This window comes from Nocardioides sp. AN3, assembly GCF_054653495.1.
On the sequence record NZ_BAAIGC010000009.1, the window covers coordinates 118781 to 136351 of the forward strand.

Here is a 17571-nt window from a genome sequence, read left to right on the forward strand (position 1 = left end):
GATGAGGAGACGGCGAGACGGCGGACGCCGGAGCGTCCGCCGCCTCGCGTTGGACTACTTCTTGAGCGACCAGGTGCTGAAGTCGACGAACTTCGCGTACTGGTACTGGTCGACCTTCTTGTTCAGGACGGTCACGCCCTGGGCCGAGTACAGCGGGATCCGCGGCCAGTCCTGGCGCCACAGCTGGGTGATCTGGGCGTAGATCGGGGCGGAGTCGGCAGGTCCGGCTGCGCGCGCCTTGTCCAACAGGGCGTCGAGGCCCGGGATGCAGACCTTGGCGTTGTTGAACATGCTGGAGCACGACGAGGTGAGGGTGAGCTGGTAGCTCGCGGTCGGGACGCCGGGCCCTTCGATCGTCAGCGCGGACTGGAACTTGCCCGTGGTGTAGGTCGGTGTGAACTCCGACGGCGCCATCTGCTTCACCTGCAGGTTAACGTCGAGGTCAGCCCACGCGCCCTGCAAGGCCACGGCGAGCTGGACCGCCGCCGGTGAAGCGGAGTTCACGATCATGCTCAGGTCGAGCGGAGTCTTCACCCCGGACTCAGCCAGCGCCTTCTTGGCGGCTGCGAGGTCGAAGTCGACCGGCTTCGAGCCGGCTGCGTCATATCCCGCGACATTCGGGACGACCGGGCCGTAGAACAGTGACCCGAAGCCGAACGCAATGTTCTTCAGCAGGTCTTGGAACGGGGTCGCCAGGGTCAGCGCCTGCCGCACCTTCTCGTTGTCGAGAGGCGCAGTGACATTGCTCAACGCCACCTGCGCGAACTGGGGCGCGTCATTGGCGATCACCCGGCAGCACGCCTCCGACGAGAGGCTCTTGGCACTCTGCAACGGCATGCCCAGCGTCACGTCAGATGCTCCGGACTTCGCGCGAATGAGCAACGTGGACGGGGCGGTCACGTAGGAGATGTTGATCTGGGTGTTCGCCGGCTTCGTGCCGAAGTACGCCGCGTTGGCCTTCAGCACGACCTTGTTGTTCGGCTGGTAGGACTCCAACACGTAAGGACCCGCCCCGCCTGCGACGTGGCTCGCCATCCACTCGTTGGTGCCGTGCGCCTTCACCCCACCGTGGGCTTCGACGATCTTCGGGTTGACGATGCTGCCCGCCGGGGTCGCCAGGCCGGCAAGGAAGTCGGCGTTGGGCCGGCTGAGCTTCATCACCACGGTCGACGCGTCCGGGGTCTCGATCGTCGACACCAGCGGGGGCGCCATCAGGCCCGCCTGCAGGTAGAACGCACCGCAGGCCCCGGTGGTGATCGCCCGCTCGATCGAGTACTTGACGGCAGCGGCATCGATCGGCGACCCGTCGTCGAACTTGGCACCCTGGTGGAGCGTGAACGTGTAGGTCTTCCCGTCCGGCGAGACCTTCCACGCGGTGGCGAAGGACGGAACGATCTTGCTCGGGTCGTACTGCGCGGTCCCCTCCGGCCCGGCTTTGACACCGTACGTCGTCAACGTCGGGTACAGGTTGTGGATCAGGCTGGTGTCATCCGCAGCGCAGGCTGACGCTGGGTCGAGACTGGCGTTGCCGGTCGCCCAGTCAACGTTGATCACTCCGCTCGCCGAAGAGGCCGCACCGGACGAGTTGCCGCTGCACGCGGACAGGAGCAGCAGGCCAGCGGCAGCGCCGGCTGCGATCTTGAGAAGCTGAGTTCTGGGTTGCACTCGGGTGGGCCTTTCAGGAGGCGTCCGTCGCGTAGACGGCTGCGGCTGCTCGACTTGTGGTCCTCATCGTGAGCCTCCTCACACATGCCTGTCTAATGCCTGTTCATCGCCTCGGCATACCCGGGAGGGCATATCCGCACGGCTGCTGAGCAGAGCCCCGGAGCGTCAATGATGGTCGGCATGCTCAGAACGCCCGCCGCGGTCGCCGGTGGGAGTCGAATGCCCTCTTACCGCGTCGCACCAAGGGGCGGCGAACGCTGCGGTCGATCGCCTGATCCAACACCGTTACGACGCACCGCCATCCGCGAGTCTCGTACTCAGACAACGCCCGTAGTGCCACGGACTTGATCAGCTACGGCCCATGCGTACCCGCCAGGGTTGACCGGCGCATTGGCAGACCGCAGCACGGGATGCGTCTACTTCCCCGGGCGGGGCTGCGATCGGGCGATCGGACGCCTTGTAGGCATTTGGTTAAGGTCGGGTGCCGTGTGGTGAATCGCCTGCGGCGAGATCGAGGTGGTCGTTGATAGCATCGGCGATGTCGGCGTCGTGCCGGGTAGCACATGGGAGTACTCGCGCAGGGTGGTGGCCGCGTCGGCGTGGCCGAGCTTGGGCTTGGGCTTGCAGGATCTGACCTCGGGCGACGAGGTAGGTCGCCACGCTGTGACGCAGCCGGTGCAACGTGGCGTCGCGGACGCCGGCAGCATCGCGGATCCGTTCGAAGCGATGCCCTAAGACCTCGACGCCGAGGCGCCGTTGGTGGGCGAGGTCGGAGGTGAAGACCCAGGGCCCAAGGCGCGGCCCTCGGTTCACTCGGTTCGCTCGGCTCGGCGTGGTCGGTGCCGGACCGGAGCTGGGCGTCGAGTTGGGAGTCGAGCTGCCGGTCGGCCCAGGTGGTGTGCAGCCGGTGCCACAGGGCCGCGGTATCGGTTCCGAGAGTCACGGCACGGTCGTAGCCGGACTTCGGCCAGTGAGCTGACCCGCGGACACAGCGCGCTGGATGTGCAGGGTCCGCGCCAGTCCGGTTGGTCGCGCCGCCGGACCGACGCGGTCGGTCAGCACCGGGCCGGCCAGCACAGGGCCGGTGAGGTCGGTGAAGCGGAGTGCAGCAAGCTCGCCGCGTCGCGCGCCGCTGTCGACGGCAAGGCGGACCAGGAGCAGATCCTGCTCGGCACGATGGACGGCACGATAAGCGGCGGGATGAACATTGCCCCAGCCAACGCCCACAGACCCGGGGCGGTGGGCGTTGGCCTGAGCCTCCAGGAGCAGCAGCTCGGCGGTCAGGAGAAGGGCCTGCACCTCCTCGAGGGCCAGGGGCCGACGGGGCTCGACGCGTCCGGGACCGCGCATCAGACGTAGCAGCTGGGTGTCGAGGAGGCGTTCGTTGTAGGCCCAGGACAGGCAGGCTCGCAGGGTCCGGAACCGGCCGGAGCGGACGGCGAGGCTGCCGCCGTCCTCCTCCCACGCCCGCAGCCGCTGACGAACAACCTCCGGGGTCAGGCTCTGCGCCCGGCACAAGCCGACGGCGTCGACCGCCAACACCCGGGCGGTGGAGCGGTAGCCGACGTAGGTCGACGGCTTCCACGCCTGATCGGCGGGCAACCAGGCCTCGAGCAGCTGCGCGAGGGTGGACCCGCGCTGGTGGCGGGAGAGCAACACTCCGGGGCCGGCTCCTCTCCCAGCCGTGGCACCGAAGTCGGTCTGGAGGTGATGGGGCGTGGTCGCGGTTCCAGGCGGCGAGCTCGGCGCGTCTGGCCTGAGCGTCGGCAGCGGTCCCGGTCAGGGTGAGCGAGATCTGGCGGCGTCGACCGGTGGTGGGGTCGGGTGGACCGGGGATCCGGATCTCCCAGAGTCCAGGTCGGCGTTCGCGTTGGGGTGCCCTCACCCCGTCGTCCTCGCTTCGCCACCGGCGGGAGCGTTGCGGACGGTGCCGGCAGCGACCGCGGTAGCGGGCACGGCGGTGGCCCGGACGCAGGCGCGCGAGAGGCATCGCCGGAGGAGCCGGACGAGGTGGAGGACATTAACGCTGACGAGGAGGAGATCATCGCCTCAGGCTGCCCCGGCGGGCGAGACCGCATCCAGGTCGAGCCCCATCACCCCTCCAGCCTGGCCGCGGGCAGACGACCGCCGTCAGTTAGAGGGATGAGATAGAGGGATGGAGGGACGAGCCCTCGATCGGCCGAACCAAGAATCCGGGTCTAGCCTGCACAGACTGTTGCGCGCCTGTAGGGATTCGAACCCCAAACCTTCTGATCCGTAGTCAGATGCTCTATCCGTTGAGCTACAGGCGCTCGTCCGGTGCTCCCGCACAAGACTGGTTGAGAATAGCGGACCCCGTCAGCGATCTCGAAATCCGCGGCGGGCGGTGGACGGAGGGGCTCGTCCGTATGGGAGGATCGCCCGCACCGGATCCGGAAGGGGGCCACGCCTTGACCAGTTACGGCGCTGATGCACGTGCCCTCTTCGAGAAGGAGTCGATCCCCCTCTACGAGGAGCTTGCTGCCGAGGGCGGCCTCTCGACCAACGACGCGAGGATCGGCGCGAAGGGCAGCCACCGAGAGGCATTCGAGCTGCTCGTCGAGCTCGGCCTCGTCAGCGAGGACGCCGACAGCAAGCGCTGGGTGCCGCAGGACCCGACGGTCGCCCAGTCGCGCGTGGTCGCACCACTGAGCGTCGAGGGGGCTCGCCTGCTCGAGGAGTCCTCGCGGTGGACCCAGCACTTCAGCACGGTGGCGCAGGCGTGGCGCAAGTCCTCGGTCTCGGACGAGCGCGGACCGTTCACCTATCTGCGCGGCCACAACATCCCCGCCTTCATCACCGGCCTGGTCACCGAGGCGCAGGAGGAGCTGCTGACCGCGCAGCCGCAGGACCTGCGCGAGACCGGCGAGCCGCTCGAGCAGGCGACTGAGATCGAGCGGGCGCTGCTGGGACGTGGCGTGCGTCTGCTGACGCTCTACCAGCACTCGGCGCGACGCAGCACCGCCACCAGGGAGTACGTCGCCGCCGTGGTCGAGCTCGGGGGCGAGGTCCGGACGCTCGACGAGTTCTTCAACAGGATGATCGTCGTCGACCGGCGGGTCGCGATCATCCCGTCGACCGATGACCTCAGGGTCGCCCTAGCCGTGCGAGAGCCCACCGTCGTGGGCTATCTCGTGGACGTCTTCCTGCGGTCCTGGGAGCGGGCACGTCCGTTCACGGCACGCGATGCCACGGTCATGCGCCACATCGCGCAGGAGCAGCGCGCGATGACGATGCGCATGCTCATCGAGGGCCACTCCGATCCGGTCTCGGCGAAGCGCCTAGGCGTCAGCCCGCGCACCTACGCCGGCTATGTGGCCGATCTGAAGGACGAGTTCGACGCCGAAACCCGCTTCCAGCTCGGCTACACCCTCGGCCAGATGGGTCTCACGGCCGACGGCGGCGACCCAGACGGCTGACGCAGAGAACTGACGCAGGGAAATGACGAGAGCAGTGATCCGGGGGAGATCACTGCTCTCGTCATTGACGAACGGGCGCCCCTGCCTTGGGGGGTCGGCTCGAGGCGCCGTCCACGTGCTAGTGCGTCACTTCTTGATGGCGCCCATGCCCCACGTGAAGTCTGCGTGGGCAGGTGCGGTGATCCCGAGGAGGCCGAAGCTGACGGCGCAGGCAGCTGCGACGACACCGATCTTGCGAACGAACTTCATGGTTGTGTCCTTGTCATGCTGTAGGAGTCGGCCCGAGACGCCTTGTGGCCTCAGTGTCGCGTGTGAGCAGGGCATGCCGACAGGACCTTGGTCCCTCAAAAATTTGCACTGCATAAACTTGCAACGCCTCGGCTCGGTTGCACAGATGTGCAACCGGCCCGGGGATCCCGAGAAAGACAAAGGTCCGGACCCACACCGTGGATCCGGACCCCATCGGATGTCAATGACACCCGCTGGCGGAGGCGGAGGGATTTGAACCCTCGATGGGGTTGTAGCCCCAAACCCGCTTAGCAGGCGGGCGCCATAGACCTGACTAGGCGACGCCTCCTCGACAGCGTGCACAGGCTACAAGGCGGGCGCCCCGCGCGGCCAATCAGCCCGGTCCTCGAGGCTCGAAGCGGTAGCCCATGCCCGGCTCGTTGCGGAAGTACCGTGGCCGAGCCGGGTCGGGCTCGAGCTTGCGACGCAGTTGGGCCATGTAGAGCCGCAGGTTCCCCTGTGCTGTCTCATAGCCGGGCCCCCAGACCTCGGTGAGGAGCTGCTGCTGGCTCAGGAGCTGGCCGGGGTGGCGCACCAGGACCTCGAGCAGATGCCACTCGGTGGGCGTCAGCCGCACCTCGGCACCGGCCACCGCGATGCGCTTGGCGGCCAGGTCGACGACGACGTCGCCGAACGCCACCGAGGGCTCCTCGGGACCGGCCGGGACGTTGCGGCGGACCATCGCGCGCAGACGCGCCAGCAGCTCGTCCATGCCGAACGGCTTCGTGACGTAGTCGTCGGCGCCCGCGTCGAGGGCGTCGACCTTGTCGGCACTGTCCGAGCGGCCCGACAGCACCAGGATCGGCACGCTCGACCAGCCCCGCAGGCCCTCGATGACAGCGACGCCGTCCATGTCGGGCAGGCCCAGGTCCAGGACGACGACCTCCGGGGGGTGGGCGGCGGCCTCTTGAAGCGCCTCAGTGCCGTCGCCGGCAGTGGCGACCTCGTAGCCACGGGCGCGGAGGTTGATCGCGAGCGCGCGCAGGATCTGCGGCTCGTCGTCGACGACCAGGACGCGGGTCACACTCCACCCTCTCGCATGGTGCGCGCACCGAGCTCCGGGGCCGTCCCCGCGCCCGGCCACGGCTCCGGCGTGGTGACCATCACCTCAGGGGCCGGCTCCTCGACCGTCGGAAGTGAGATGACCATCGTGAGCCCGCCTCCCGGCGTCTCCTCGGGCTCGAGCGTGCCCCCCATCGCCTCGACGAGACCGCGGGAGACGGCCAGACCAAGACCGACACCGGTGGAGGTGTCGGTGTCGCCGAGACGCTGGAACGGCAGGAAGACGTTCTCCAGCTCGCTGGGCGGGATGCCGGGCCCCGTGTCGGCCACGCGCAGCTCCAGGCGACCCGGGATGCTGCTCGCGCTGATGAGCGGCGGGCTGCCCGGCGGCGCATAGCGCTGCGCGTTCGACACGAGGTTGACGATGACCCGCTCCAGCAGCCCAGGGTCGACGACGACCATCGGCAGCCTCTCGGCCAGCTCGAGCACCACCGAGCGGGGCGACACGCCGAGGTCGTCGAGCGCCCGGGTGAGCACCTCCTCGACGGCCACTCGTCGTGGGTGCACCGGCATCGCCCCGACCTGGAGCCGACTCATGTCGAGGAGGTTGTCGACCAGCCCCGACAGCCTGTCCAGCGCGATGTCAGCCGTCTCCAGCAGCTCGGCCCGATCCTCGGGGGTGAGCGTCACGTCGGGGCTGCGCAGGCCCGAGACGACGGCCTTCGCGGTTGCGAGCGGCGTCCGCAGGTCATGGCCGACAGCAGCCAGCAGCGCGGTGCGGACCCGGTTCGCCTCGGCGAGCGGGGCGGCCTCCGCGGCGGCCTTCGCCAGCCGGATCTGCTCGACGGCCTGACCGGTGCGCGCCGCGAACACCTGGGCGATGCGCTGGTCGGAGTCGGTGAGCGGCTGACCGCGCAGCGCGAGCACCGCGGTGTCGGTGGCCGCGATGACCTGGTCGGCCTCCTGCGGCGTACCAGCTGGCGAGGCACCCGCCGAGCCCACGAGCCGCCGTCCGCCGTCCTCCTCCTCCAGCAGCGCGACGGACTCCAGGCTGAAGGTCTCCCTGAACCGCTCGAGCATGTCGTCGAGGGCCTGGCGGCCGACGATGGGCGTCGCGGCGAGGTTGGCGAGCACGTGGGACTCGGCGACGGCTCGCGCCGCCTCACGGGTACGGCGGGCGGCGACGTCGACCACGGAGGAGACCATCAGCCCGACGAGCACGTAGGCGACCAGGGCGAGGGCGTTGTTCCGGCTCTGGATCGTCAGGGTGTAGAGCGGGGGCGTGAAGAAGTAGTTGAGCAGCATCGAGCCGAGCAGGGCGGCCACGAGGGCCGGTCCGAGGCCGCCGACGAGGGTGACCGCGACGACGGCGATGAGGAAGAGCATCATGTCGCTGGCGAAGTTCAGCTGGAACGCGTCGTCGACGAGCATGAGCACGCCCGCCAGCAGCAGGGGGAGCACGACCGCGAGGACATACCCGCGCACCCGCCGACTCACGCTCAGGCTGCCGCGCGACTCGGGCAGCAGACGGCCGCGTCCGACATGCGCGTGCGTGACGATGTGGACGTCGATGTCACCGGACCGGCGGATCGTCGTGCTCCCGATGCCCGGGCCGCTGAACAGCGACTGCCACCGGGGCCGTCGGCTGTCGCCGAGCACGAGCTGGGTGGCGTTCTCGGCACGGGCGAAGGACAGCAGCGCGTCCGGCACGTCGTCGCCCAGCACCTGGTGGAAGCTCCCGCCGAGAGACTCGACGAGCTGCCGTTGCGCGTTGAGGTGAGCCGGATCGGCGCCAGTGAGGCCGTCGGATCGACTGATGTGCAGCGCCAGCAGGTCCCCCGCGCCCGACCGTGCCGCGATCCTGGCGGCGCGCCGGATCAGGTGCTCCCCCTCCGGACCGCCGGTGAGGGCGACCACCACCCGCTCCCGCGCCTCCCACGTGCTGTCGATGTCGTGCTGCTGCCGGTAGTGCTGCAGCGCGGCGTCGACCCGGTCGGCGACCCACAGCAGCGCGAGCTCGCGCAGGGCGGTGAGGTTGCCCGCACGGAAGTAGTTCGAGAGCGCCGCGTCGATCTTGTCGGGCGCATAGACGTTGCCGTGCGCCAGCCGGCGTCGCAGCGCCTCGGCGGACATGTCGACCAGCTCGATCTGGTCGGCGGCACGCACGACGGCGTCGGGGACCGTCTCGCGCTGGGGGACTCCGGTGATCTTCTCGACCACGTCGTTGACGGACTCCAGATGCTGGACGTTCACGGTGGTGATCACGTCGATGCCGGCCTCGAGCAGGTCCTCGACGTCCTGCCAGCGCTTCTCGTGACGGACCCCGGGCGCGTTGGTGTGTGCCAGCTCGTCGACCAGCGCGACCTTCGGCCGGCGCCGGAGGACCGCGTCGAGGTCCATCTCCTCGAGCGAGGTGCCGCGGTAGGGAAGGGTGCGTCGCGGGACGATCTCGAGACCGTCGAGCATCTCGGCGGTGTGCTGGCGATCATGCGTCTCGACGAAGCCGACGACCACGTCGGTGCCGCGGTCGGCCCTGCGACGGGCCTCGCCGAGCATCGCGTAGGTCTTCCCGACGCCCGGAGCGGCGCCGAGGTAGACGCGCAGCCGTCCTCGTGTCACACCCACATCATCCCGCGGAAGCGACCCTGTCGAGGGCGAGGTTGAGCATCAGCACGTTGACGCGCGGCTCGCCGAGGAAGCCGAGGGTGCGCTGCTGGGTGCTCCGGGCGACCAGCCGACGCACGGTCGCGGGGTCGAGGTGGCGCGCGGCCGCCACCCGGGCGACCTGCTGGGCGGCGTACGCCGGGCTGATGTCGGGGTCGAGACCCGAGCCGCTCGCGGTGAGCGCGTCGGGGGCCACGGTCGCCGGGTCGGTCCCGTCGGCCTTGGCCACCGCCGCCCGGCGCTCCTCGACCTCCTTGATCAGCAGCGGACTCGTCGGGCCGAGGTTGGACGCCGAGGAGGCCAGCGGGTCGTACCCGTCGCCGGCGGCCGACGGACGGGACTGGAAGTACTGCGGCTTCCCCGCGAACGACTGGCCGATCAGCGACGACCCGACCACACGGCCGTCGCGGCTCACCATCGAGCCGTCCGCCTGATGCCTCACCACCAGCTGGGCGAACCCGGTCATCAGCAGGGGGTAGGCCAGCCCGACGACCACCGTCATGACGAGGAGCATCCGAAGGCCGGCCCAGCTGTGGCGCAGAGCGGGCGAGAGAAGGGAAGTGGACATGTGCGGTCTCCTCAGCCGATGCCCGGGATCGGGGACACCAACAGGTCGATGAGCTTGATCCCCACGAACGGCGCGATGAGTCCGCCGATGCCGTAGACGGCGAGGTTGCGCCGCAGCATCGCGGCGGCGGACGACGGGGTGTAGCGGACGCCCCGCAGCGCCAGGGGGATCAGCGCGACGATGATGAGCGCGTTGAAGATGACCGCCGAGAGGATCGCCGACTCGGGCGAGGCCAGCTTCATCACGTTGAGCTTGTCGAGCCCCGGGAAGACGCCGGCGAACATCGCGGGGATGATCGCGAAGTACTTCGCCACGTCGTTCGCGATCGAGAAGGTCGTGAGCGAGCCTCGGGTGATCAGCAGCTGCTTGCCGATCTCGACGATCTCGATGAGCTTCGTCGGGTTGGAGTCGAGGTCGACCATGTTGCCGGCCTCCTTGGCACTCGAGGTGCCGGAGTTCATCGCGACGCCGACGTCGGCCTGAGCGAGCGCGGGTGCGTCGTTGGTGCCGTCGCCGGTCATCGCGACCAGCCGCCCGCCCTCCTGCTCGGCTTTGATCAGTGCCATCTTGTCCTCGGGGGTCGCCTCGGCGAGGAAGTCATCGACCCCTGCCTCCTCGGCGATGGCCCGTGCCGTCAGCGGGTTGTCGCCGGTGATCATGACGGTCCTGATGCCCATCCGACGCATCTCGTCGAAGCGCTCGCGCATGCCCTCCTTCACGATGTCCTTGAGGTGGACGACGCCCAGCGCGCGTGCCGGCTCCCCCTCGACGTGCTCGGCCACGACCAGCGGCGTGCCGCCGGCGGTCGAGACGGCGTCGACGATCGCACCGACCTGCTCCGTCGGGTGGCCGCCGTTCTCACGGACCCACTTCATGACCGCCGCCGCGGCGCCCTTGCGCACGCGCCGGTCGGGCAGGTCCACCCCCGACATCCGCGTCTGCGCCGTGAACGGCACGAAGTGGGCGCTCGGCAGCTCGCCCGCCAGCCGCTCCCGGAGGCCGTGCTCGCGCTTGGCGAGCACCACGATCGAGCGGCCCTCCGGGGTCTCGTCGGCGAGCGAGGAGAGCTGGGCGGCATCGGCCAGGAGAGCGACGTCGCAGCCGTCGACCGGCAATAGCTCGGCCGCCTGGCGGTTGCCGAGCGTGATCGTGCCGGTCTTGTCGAGCAGCAGGGTGTTGACGTCGCCGGCGGCCTCGACGGCACGACCCGACATCGCGAGCACGTTGTGCTGCACGAGCCGGTCCATGCCGGCGATGCCGATCGCACTGAGCAGCGCGCCGATCGTCGTGGGGATGAGGCAGACCAGCAGCGCCACGAGCACGACGATCGACTGCTCGGCGCCGGAGTAGATCGCGAACGGCTGCAGCGTCGCGGTCGCCGCCAGGAAGACGATGGTGAGCGAGGCCAGCAGGATGTTCAGCGCGATCTCGTTCGGGGTCTTCTGCCGGCTGGCGCCCTCGACCAGGGCGATCATCTTGTCGATGAAGCTCTCGCCGGGCTTGGCGGTGATCTCGACGACGATGCGATCCGAGAGCACCTTCGTGCCGCCGGTGACCGAGCTGCGGTCGCCGCCGGACTCACGGATCACCGGGGCTGACTCGCCGGTGATCGCCGACTCGTCCACGCTCGCCACCCCTTCGACGACGTCGCCGTCCCCCGGGATGACCTGCCCGGCCTCGACGACGACCTGGTCGCCTACCTTCAACTGCGTCGCGGGCACCTCCGTGCCGTCGAGCAGCCTCGCCGTCGTCTCCGTCTTCGCACGCCGGAGCGTCGCCGCCTGGGCCTTGCCGCGGCCCTCGGCGACGGCCTCGGACAGGTTGGCGAACAGCACGGTCAGCCACAGCCAGGCCACGACTGCCCACGCGAACACGCTCGGGTCGAGTGCGGCCGAGACGGTCGAGAAGACCGCTCCCACCTCGACGACGAACATGACCGGGTTGCGGAGCATGAGCCGCGGGTCGAGCTTGCGCAGGGCGTCCGGCAGGGACGTCATCATCATCTTCGGGTCCAGCAGACCGCCGGCGACGCGGTGAGTCGTCGGCTCCGAAGCAGGTGCGGTGCTCGGGGTCCGACCCGGACCCGACGCGCGGTCGTGAGGTCGGGGGTGGGTGGTCGACGTCATCATGCGAGGCCTTCCGCGAGAGGACCGAGAGCGAGCGCAGGGAAGAAGGTCAGGCCCGCGACGATGACCGCGACGCCGGCGAGCATCCCGGCGAAGAGCGGTCCGTGCGTGGGGAGGGTGCCGCTGGTGTGGGGGGTCTCGGTCTGGCGACCGAGCGACCCCGCCAGGGCGAGGACGAGGACGATCGGGAGGAATCGGCCGGCCAGCATGCACACCCCGAGTGCGACGTTGTAGAAGCCGGTGTTCGCCGACAGCCCCGCGAACGCCGAGCCGTTGTTGTTCGACGCCGACATGAACGCATAGAGCACCTCCGACAGCCCGTGCGGCCCGGCGTTGAGCATCGAGGCACGCGGACCGCGCAACGACATCGCGATGCCGGTCCCGATCAGGACGAGGAGCGGCATCGTCAAGATGTTGAGGGAGACCAGCTTCATCTCGCGCGCGGTGATCTTCTTGGTCAGGTATTCCGGCGTGCGCCCGACCATGAGGCCCGCGACGAAGACGGCGAGGATCGCCAGCACGAGCATGCTGTAGAGGCCTGTCCCGACACCGCCGGGTGCGATCTCCCCGAGCCCCATGTTGAGGATCAGCAAGCCACCGCCGACGCCTGTGAACGACGAGTGGAACGAGTCGACGGCGCCGGTCGAGGTGCCGGTGGTCGAGACGGCGAACAGCGCCGAGGCCCACTCCCCGAACCGCGTCTCCTTGCCCTCCATCGCCGCACCCGCAGCCTGGAGCGCGCTGCCTGAGTGGCGGACCTCGAGCGTCGTGACGGCCGCGACGAGCACCCCCCAGAGGCTCGCCATCACGGCGAGCACGGCGTAGCCCTGTCTCGTGTCCTTCACCATGAGGCCGAACGTGCGGGTGAGGCCGACGGGGATCAGCAGCAGGAGGAAGATCTCGAACCAGTTGGTGAACGGGTTGGGGCTCTCGAACGGATGGGCCGAGTTGGCGTTGTAGAAGCCCCCGCCGTTGGTGCCGAGCTCCTTGATGGCCTCCTGGGAGGCGACCGGGCCTCCGGGGATCGTCTGGTGACCACCCACCAGGGTGGTGACGTCCGTGCCGCCCGAGAGGTTCTGCACGGCGCCAGCGATGATCAGGACGACGGCCGCGACGACCGCCATCGGGAGCAGGAGGCGGACCACGACGCGGACCAGGTCGACCCAGAAGTTGCCGAGCCGGTCGGTGCGCGACCGGGTGAACCCCCGGATCAGCGCGACGGCGACGGCGATGCCGACCGCCGCGGAGACGAAGTTCTGCACGGCGAGTCCCGCCATCTGGACCAGATGCCCGGCAGCTGACTCGCCCGAGTAGGCCTGCCAGTTGGTGTTGGTCACGAAGGAGGCGGCCGTGTTGAACGCGAGAGGCGGGTCGAACCCCGCTCTCCCGATGGACAACGGCAGGTGCGCCTGCAGCCGCAGCAGCGCATAGAGGAAGACCACGCTGACGAGCGAGAACGCCAGCAGGGAGGCGGCGTACGCCTGCCAGCGCTGGTCCGCACGCGGGTCGACCCCGACGAGACGGTAGACCACACGCTCGACGCGCAGGTCACGCTCGGAGGTGAAGAGGCGTGCCATGTAGCCGCCCAGCGGCCGGTAGCAGAGCGCGAGGGCGAGCAGGAGGAGGCCGACCTGCAGGAGACCGGCGGCGGTGTCGCTCATGTTCTAGAACTTCTCCGGGAGGACGAGGGCCACGAACAGGTAGGCCAGAAGGGCGAGGCTGACGATCAGGGCGATCAGGTTCTCCGCGCTCATAGCCGGCCCAGCGCCTTCAGGATCAGGAAGGCGACGACGAAGAACCCGACCGTCAGGACGAGGTAGACGACATCGCTCATGTGGCCCTCCGGTACGACGGTCGTGGCCGTGCCGGCCGGCTGGCGTGCTGGACGAGCGAACTGCTGCCGACCGTCGCGACGACGAGCACCAGCATCAGCAGCAGGTCGGACGGTGCGAACGTCAGGACGCCGTACCGGTGGGTGACGAAGCCGGTGACAAGAGCCCAGGCAGTCAGGCCGAGGACCGCCGCGCGACCGCGGCCGACCGTGCCTCCGAGCACGGCGCAGACACCGAGCAGCAGCAGGGCGGCGTACGCCTCGTCGAGGCCTGCGAGGCGCGCAGCGATGACCGCGAGCACGAGCACGCCGCCGCCGATGCCGAAGCGGATCTCGACCTGGTCGAGGGGGTGAGGTCTGGTGGACACGACTCCAGTCAAGGTCTCGCTCGGCCCGCGTGGGGCCGGCCTAACGCTCCTCTAACGTCGGCTAACGCAGCCCTAACGGGTGGACGGCCGCGGTGCGCGGGCGTGTTAGGAACGTGTTAGGAGACGCCCACGCGGGCCGCCGGGAAGTTTGATGGTGGTATGAGCACCGTGCTGCGCGAACCCGCGCCCTCCGGCTTCAGAACCTGGCTGTTCTACCGGCCAGAAGCCGTCTCGGGCCACGCGGGTCCGCACGCCGCCACGCCGTCGGGCGAGCGGCCGCACGCGTGGTGGAAGGTCATGTGCCTGACCGGTGTCGACTACTTCTCGACGCTCGGCTACCAGCCCGGCATCGCGTTCCTGGCCGCCGGGCTGCTCAGCCCGCTGGCGACGGTCGTGCTGGTGCTGCTGACCCTCTTCGGCGCCCTGCCCGTCTACCGCCGCGTCGCCGCCGAGAGTCCCCACGGCCAGGGGTCGATCGCGATGCTCGAGCGGCTTCTGCCGTACTGGCGCGGGAAGCTGTTCGTCCTCGCCCTGCTCGGCTTCGCCCTGACCGACTTCATCATCACCATCACGCTCTCCGCCGCGGACGCGAGCGCTCACATCGTCGAGAACCCGCACGTCCCGGACTTCCTGAACGGTCAGCAGCTCTGGATCACCCTCGGCCTCGTCGCCCTCCTCGGCGTCGTCTTCCTCAGGGGCTTCACCGAGGCGATCGGCGTGGCGGTCGGCCTGGTCGGCGTCTACCTCGTCCTCAACGCCGTCGTCATCGTCGTCGCCGCAGCACACGTGGCCAGCGCCCCGCACCTCGTCACCGACTGGACCCACGCCCTCACAGTCGAGCACGGCAACGTGGCCATCATGATCGCCGTGTCGCTGACGCTCTTCCCCAAGCTCGCCCTCGGCATGTCCGGCTTCGAGACAGGCGTGGCCGTGATGAGCCACGTCCGCGGCGACGCGACCGACCGACCTACCAAGCCCGCCGGCCGGATCCGCAACACGAAGAGGCTGCTGACCACGGCCGCGATCGTGATGAGCATCTACCTCATCCTCTCGTCGCTGGTCACGACGCTCCTCATCCCGGCGAAGGCGTTCGAGCCCGGCGGCGAGGCGAACGGGCGGGCCCTCGCCTACCTGGCCCACAGCTACCTCGGCAACGGGTTCGGCACCGTGTACGACGTCTCGACCGTGCTCATCCTCTGGTTCGCCGGAGCATCGGCGATGGCCGGCATGCTGAACCTGATCCCGCGCTACCTCCCGCGCTACGGGATGTCGCCGGAGTGGGCCGGCGCCGTCCGGCCGCTCGTCATGGTCCTCACCGCCGTCGCGTTCCTCATCACGTGGATCTTCAACGCGAGCGTCGACGCCCAGGGCGGCGCCTACGCCACCGGCGTCCTGGTGCTCATGACATCGGCCGCCGTCGCGGTGACGCTGGCGGCACGTCGCGCCGGCCAGCGCAAGCTGACCGTGGCCTTCGCTCTCATCACCCTCGTCCTGCTCTACACCACGCTCGACAACGTCCGGGAGCGCCCCGACGGCGTGAAGATCGGGGCCTGCTTCATCGCCGCGATCATCCTCGTCTCCCTGCTCTCGCGGCTGGCGCGGGCGTTGGAGCTGCGCACGGTCGACATCGAGTACGACGCCAAGGCCGAGCGCTTCATCCGCGACTGCTCGCGCCGCGCCCTACGCCTCGTCGCGAACGAGCCCGGGCCTCGGGACCTCGACGAATACCGCGAGAAGCTCCGCCAGATCGCCGACGACCACGACCTCGCCGACACCTCGGACCTGCTCTTCGTGGAGGTCACGGTGAAGGACTACAGCGACTTCGAGGGCTCCCTGGTGGTGCATGGCGGGGTGATGCACGGTCAGTACCGCGTGCTCACCCTCGAAGCGCCCTCGGTGCCGAACGCGCTGGCCGCGCTGCTGCTCGACCTGCGCGACAAGACCGGCGTGCGCCCGCACATCTACTTCGAGTGGACCGAGGGCAGTCCGGCGCTGAACCTGCTGAAGTTCCTGCTCTTCGGCGTCGGCGAGGTCGCCCCCGTCACCCGCGAGGTCGTCCGCCGCGCCGAGCCGAATCCCGGCCGCCGACCGCACCTGCACGCGGGCTGACCGCCTCGCCGCGGACGTCAGACGATCCGGCTGCCTGAACGGCCAGCCCGCATGACGTCCCACTCGACCCGGCCGGGGACGTCAGACGATGTGGCCGCCCTGGTCGCCAAGGCGTATGACGTCCGGCGCTAGCGCAGGCGGTGACCCCGCTGCAGATGCTGCTGCAGCTCACGGACGAACTGCTCCTTGTCGACGTCCAGGACGGAGACGGGGATCGTGGTGGTGCCGCCGTCCTTGAGCCTCAGGACGACGCAGGGCTGGTCGTGGATGGTGGTCGTCACCGCGTCCTCGACCTGGGTCCAGCGGGCCGCCTTGACGCCGGCGCCGCGGACAAGACGCACGGTGTAGCCATCCGGTGCCGCGCGCAGGATGAAGGCACGGTGCCGCAGCCACCATCCGGCGACGAGGAGGCCGACCACCGCGACCAGGGCGACGAGGACGATGATGTCGGCGCTCCAGCCGGCCGCGAAGACGATGCCCGTGAGGGCGAACACCACGATCGCGAGCACGATGAGGTAGAGCCCGACGAACCGGGCCGTCACGAGCGGTGCCAGGCGATAGTCGACGGTTCGCTGCTCGGTCTGGGCTCCGTGGTCCTGCGCTGGCATGGCGCGATTGTCTCCCGGATGCCGCGAGGGAGCCGCATCGGGGTTGTCGATCTCAGTGACCTGGCTCACACTTAGCCGCATGGCTGACGCCGCGGGCACCTCGGACGCTCTGCGCGCACTCGACCACGCCCTCGACGCACCGCGCGGGGCCGGCGTACCCCTCGGGAACTGGCGGTGGTCGGTGCGCCAGCGGCTCGTGATCCTGCGCGACCGCCTCGTCACCGAGGCCGTCGGGTCACACGACGGCTGGCTCGCGGCCCGCGGAGGGGCGGCGTACCGCGAGCGCAACGACCTCCTCGCCCGGCTGGCCGCGCTGACCTCAGCGGTGCTGGAGACGCACGACGCGGAGGAGATCCGGCACCAGCTCAAGCGGCTCGTCGGCGACATCTCGCACCACATCCAGCGGGTGCACGACCTGGTGTACGACGACGTGGAGCTCGAGCTCGGCGGCGAGGACTGAGGATCACCGTCTGGCGCTCATCGGCGAGCGGCGGAGACCCGCGTGGCGGATGGTGAGGGATTCGAACCCCCGGTGCCTCTCGGCACGCTCGCTTTCAAGGCGAGTGCAATCGTCCGCTCTGCCAACCATCCTGGACGCACCCCGACTGCGGTGCTGGCGGAAGCCTAACCGTGCTCAGCTGGTCAGCTCGACCAGCACGTCGCCCTCCTGGACGACATCGCCCGCCGCGACCTTCACCGCGCGCACGACGCCGCCGTGCTCGGAGATGACCGGGATCTCCATCTTCATCGACTCCAGCAGCGCCACGGCATCGCCGGGTGCGACCGTCGAGCCGACCTCGACGGAGACCTCCATCACGTTCGCGACCATCTCGGCGACGATCGCGGTCACACTCTCCCTGGGCACATCAACGGACGCTAGCCGTTACCGACGCGTAGGTCGTCAT

At 69.5% G+C, this 17571-nt stretch carries 15 protein-coding genes and 3 tRNA genes; 3 read left to right on the forward strand and 15 right to left on the reverse strand.

Annotation, left to right across the window (positions count from 1 at the left end; translation table 11 throughout):
• Window positions 1-54 precede the first annotated feature (54 nt).
• The 3 genes from ACYQ1K_RS12465 to ACYQ1K_RS12475 all read right to left on the reverse strand — a co-directional run bounded on the left by ACYQ1K_RS12465 (window position 55) and on the right by ACYQ1K_RS12475 (window position 3956).
• Window positions 55-1554, reverse strand: a complete 1500-nt coding sequence (locus tag ACYQ1K_RS12465) for an ABC transporter substrate-binding protein (protein WP_459983313.1) — start codon at window positions 1552-1554, stop codon at window positions 55-57.
• Window positions 1555-2604: 1050 nt separating this feature from the next.
• Window positions 2605-3324, reverse strand: coding sequence for a hypothetical protein (locus tag ACYQ1K_RS12470; RefSeq protein ID WP_459983314.1), 720 nt, complete (start codon window positions 3322-3324; stop codon window positions 2605-2607).
• 559 nt (window positions 3325-3883) lie between these two features.
• A tRNA-Arg gene (locus ACYQ1K_RS12475) sits at window positions 3884-3956 on the reverse strand.
• A gap of 138 nt (window positions 3957-4094) precedes the next feature.
• Here ACYQ1K_RS12475 and ACYQ1K_RS12480 point away from each other — a divergent pair.
• Window positions 4095-5102, forward strand: coding sequence for a LuxR family transcriptional regulator (locus tag ACYQ1K_RS12480; RefSeq protein WP_459983315.1), 1008 nt, complete (start codon window positions 4095-4097; stop codon window positions 5100-5102).
• Window positions 5103-5228: 126 nt separating this feature from the next.
• Here ACYQ1K_RS12480 and ACYQ1K_RS12485 read toward each other — a convergent pair whose 3' ends face one another.
• From ACYQ1K_RS12485 to ACYQ1K_RS12525, 9 genes are all read right to left on the reverse strand, one after another.
• Entirely contained in the window at window positions 5229-5351 is a 123-nt protein-coding gene (locus ACYQ1K_RS12485; protein ID WP_459983316.1) for a hypothetical protein, read from the reverse strand.
• A 234-nt stretch (window positions 5352-5585) separates the two neighbouring features.
• Window positions 5586-5679 (reverse strand) — tRNA-Ser (locus ACYQ1K_RS12490).
• A gap of 45 nt (window positions 5680-5724) precedes the next feature.
• Entirely contained in the window at window positions 5725-6414 is a 690-nt protein-coding gene (locus tag ACYQ1K_RS12495; protein ID WP_459983317.1) for a response regulator, read from the reverse strand.
• Entirely contained in the window at window positions 6411-9011 is a 2601-nt protein-coding gene (locus tag ACYQ1K_RS12500) for a DUF4118 domain-containing protein (RefSeq protein ID WP_459983318.1), read from the reverse strand. The genes ACYQ1K_RS12495 and ACYQ1K_RS12500 overlap by 4 nt, the downstream gene beginning before the upstream one ends.
• Before the next feature lie 7 nt (window positions 9012-9018).
• Complete coding sequence (gene kdpC, locus ACYQ1K_RS12505; RefSeq protein ID WP_459983319.1) at window positions 9019-9624, reverse strand: potassium-transporting ATPase subunit KdpC; 606 nt, start codon at window positions 9622-9624, stop codon at window positions 9019-9021.
• A gap of 11 nt (window positions 9625-9635) precedes the next feature.
• Window positions 9636-11750 (reverse strand): potassium-transporting ATPase subunit KdpB, encoded by a 2115-nt coding sequence (gene kdpB / locus ACYQ1K_RS12510; RefSeq protein WP_459983320.1) that lies wholly within the window; start codon window positions 11748-11750, stop codon window positions 9636-9638.
• Window positions 11750-13411 carry a potassium-transporting ATPase subunit KdpA gene (kdpA, locus tag ACYQ1K_RS12515; protein WP_459983321.1) on the reverse strand — a complete coding sequence of 554 codons (1662 nt, stop codon included), beginning with the start codon at window positions 13409-13411 and terminating at the stop codon, window positions 11750-11752. The genes kdpB and kdpA overlap by 1 nt, the downstream gene beginning before the upstream one ends.
• A gap of 3 nt (window positions 13412-13414) precedes the next feature.
• Window positions 13415-13504: a K(+)-transporting ATPase subunit F gene (kdpF, locus tag ACYQ1K_RS12520; RefSeq protein ID WP_459983322.1), complete on the reverse strand. Its 90-nt coding sequence runs from the start codon at window positions 13502-13504 to the stop codon at window positions 13415-13417.
• Between the two features lie 76 nt (window positions 13505-13580).
• Window positions 13581-13949 carry a hypothetical protein gene (locus tag ACYQ1K_RS12525; RefSeq protein ID WP_459983323.1) on the reverse strand — a complete coding sequence of 123 codons (369 nt, stop codon included), beginning with the start codon at window positions 13947-13949 and terminating at the stop codon, window positions 13581-13583.
• Between the two features lie 159 nt (window positions 13950-14108).
• On the opposite strand from ACYQ1K_RS12525, the gene ACYQ1K_RS12530 reads away from it, so the two are divergent.
• Window positions 14109-16058, forward strand: coding sequence for an APC family permease (locus ACYQ1K_RS12530; RefSeq protein WP_459983324.1), 1950 nt, complete (start codon window positions 14109-14111; stop codon window positions 16056-16058).
• Window positions 16059-16186: 128 nt separating this feature from the next.
• Here the strand turns inward: ACYQ1K_RS12530 and ACYQ1K_RS12535 are convergent, their stop codons facing one another.
• The gene (locus ACYQ1K_RS12535; RefSeq protein ID WP_459983325.1) at window positions 16187-16666 is read right to left on the reverse strand and encodes a hypothetical protein; all 480 of its coding nucleotides are present in this window, start codon (window positions 16664-16666) and stop codon (window positions 16187-16189) included.
• 79 nt (window positions 16667-16745) lie between these two features.
• Between ACYQ1K_RS12535 and ACYQ1K_RS12540 the strand changes: the two genes are divergently transcribed.
• Complete coding sequence (locus ACYQ1K_RS12540) at window positions 16746-17126, forward strand: hypothetical protein (RefSeq protein ID WP_459983326.1); 381 nt, start codon at window positions 16746-16748, stop codon at window positions 17124-17126.
• 43 nt (window positions 17127-17169) lie between these two features.
• Here ACYQ1K_RS12540 and ACYQ1K_RS12545 read toward each other — a convergent pair.
• Together ACYQ1K_RS12545 and ACYQ1K_RS12550 are read right to left on the reverse strand one after the other, a co-directional pair.
• Window positions 17170-17257: transfer RNA gene (locus ACYQ1K_RS12545), tRNA-Ser, on the reverse strand.
• A 43-nt stretch (window positions 17258-17300) separates the two neighbouring features.
• Window positions 17301-17531: a biotin/lipoyl-binding carrier protein gene (locus ACYQ1K_RS12550; RefSeq protein WP_459983327.1), complete on the reverse strand. Its 231-nt coding sequence runs from the start codon at window positions 17529-17531 to the stop codon at window positions 17301-17303.
• Window positions 17532-17571 lie beyond the last annotated feature (40 nt).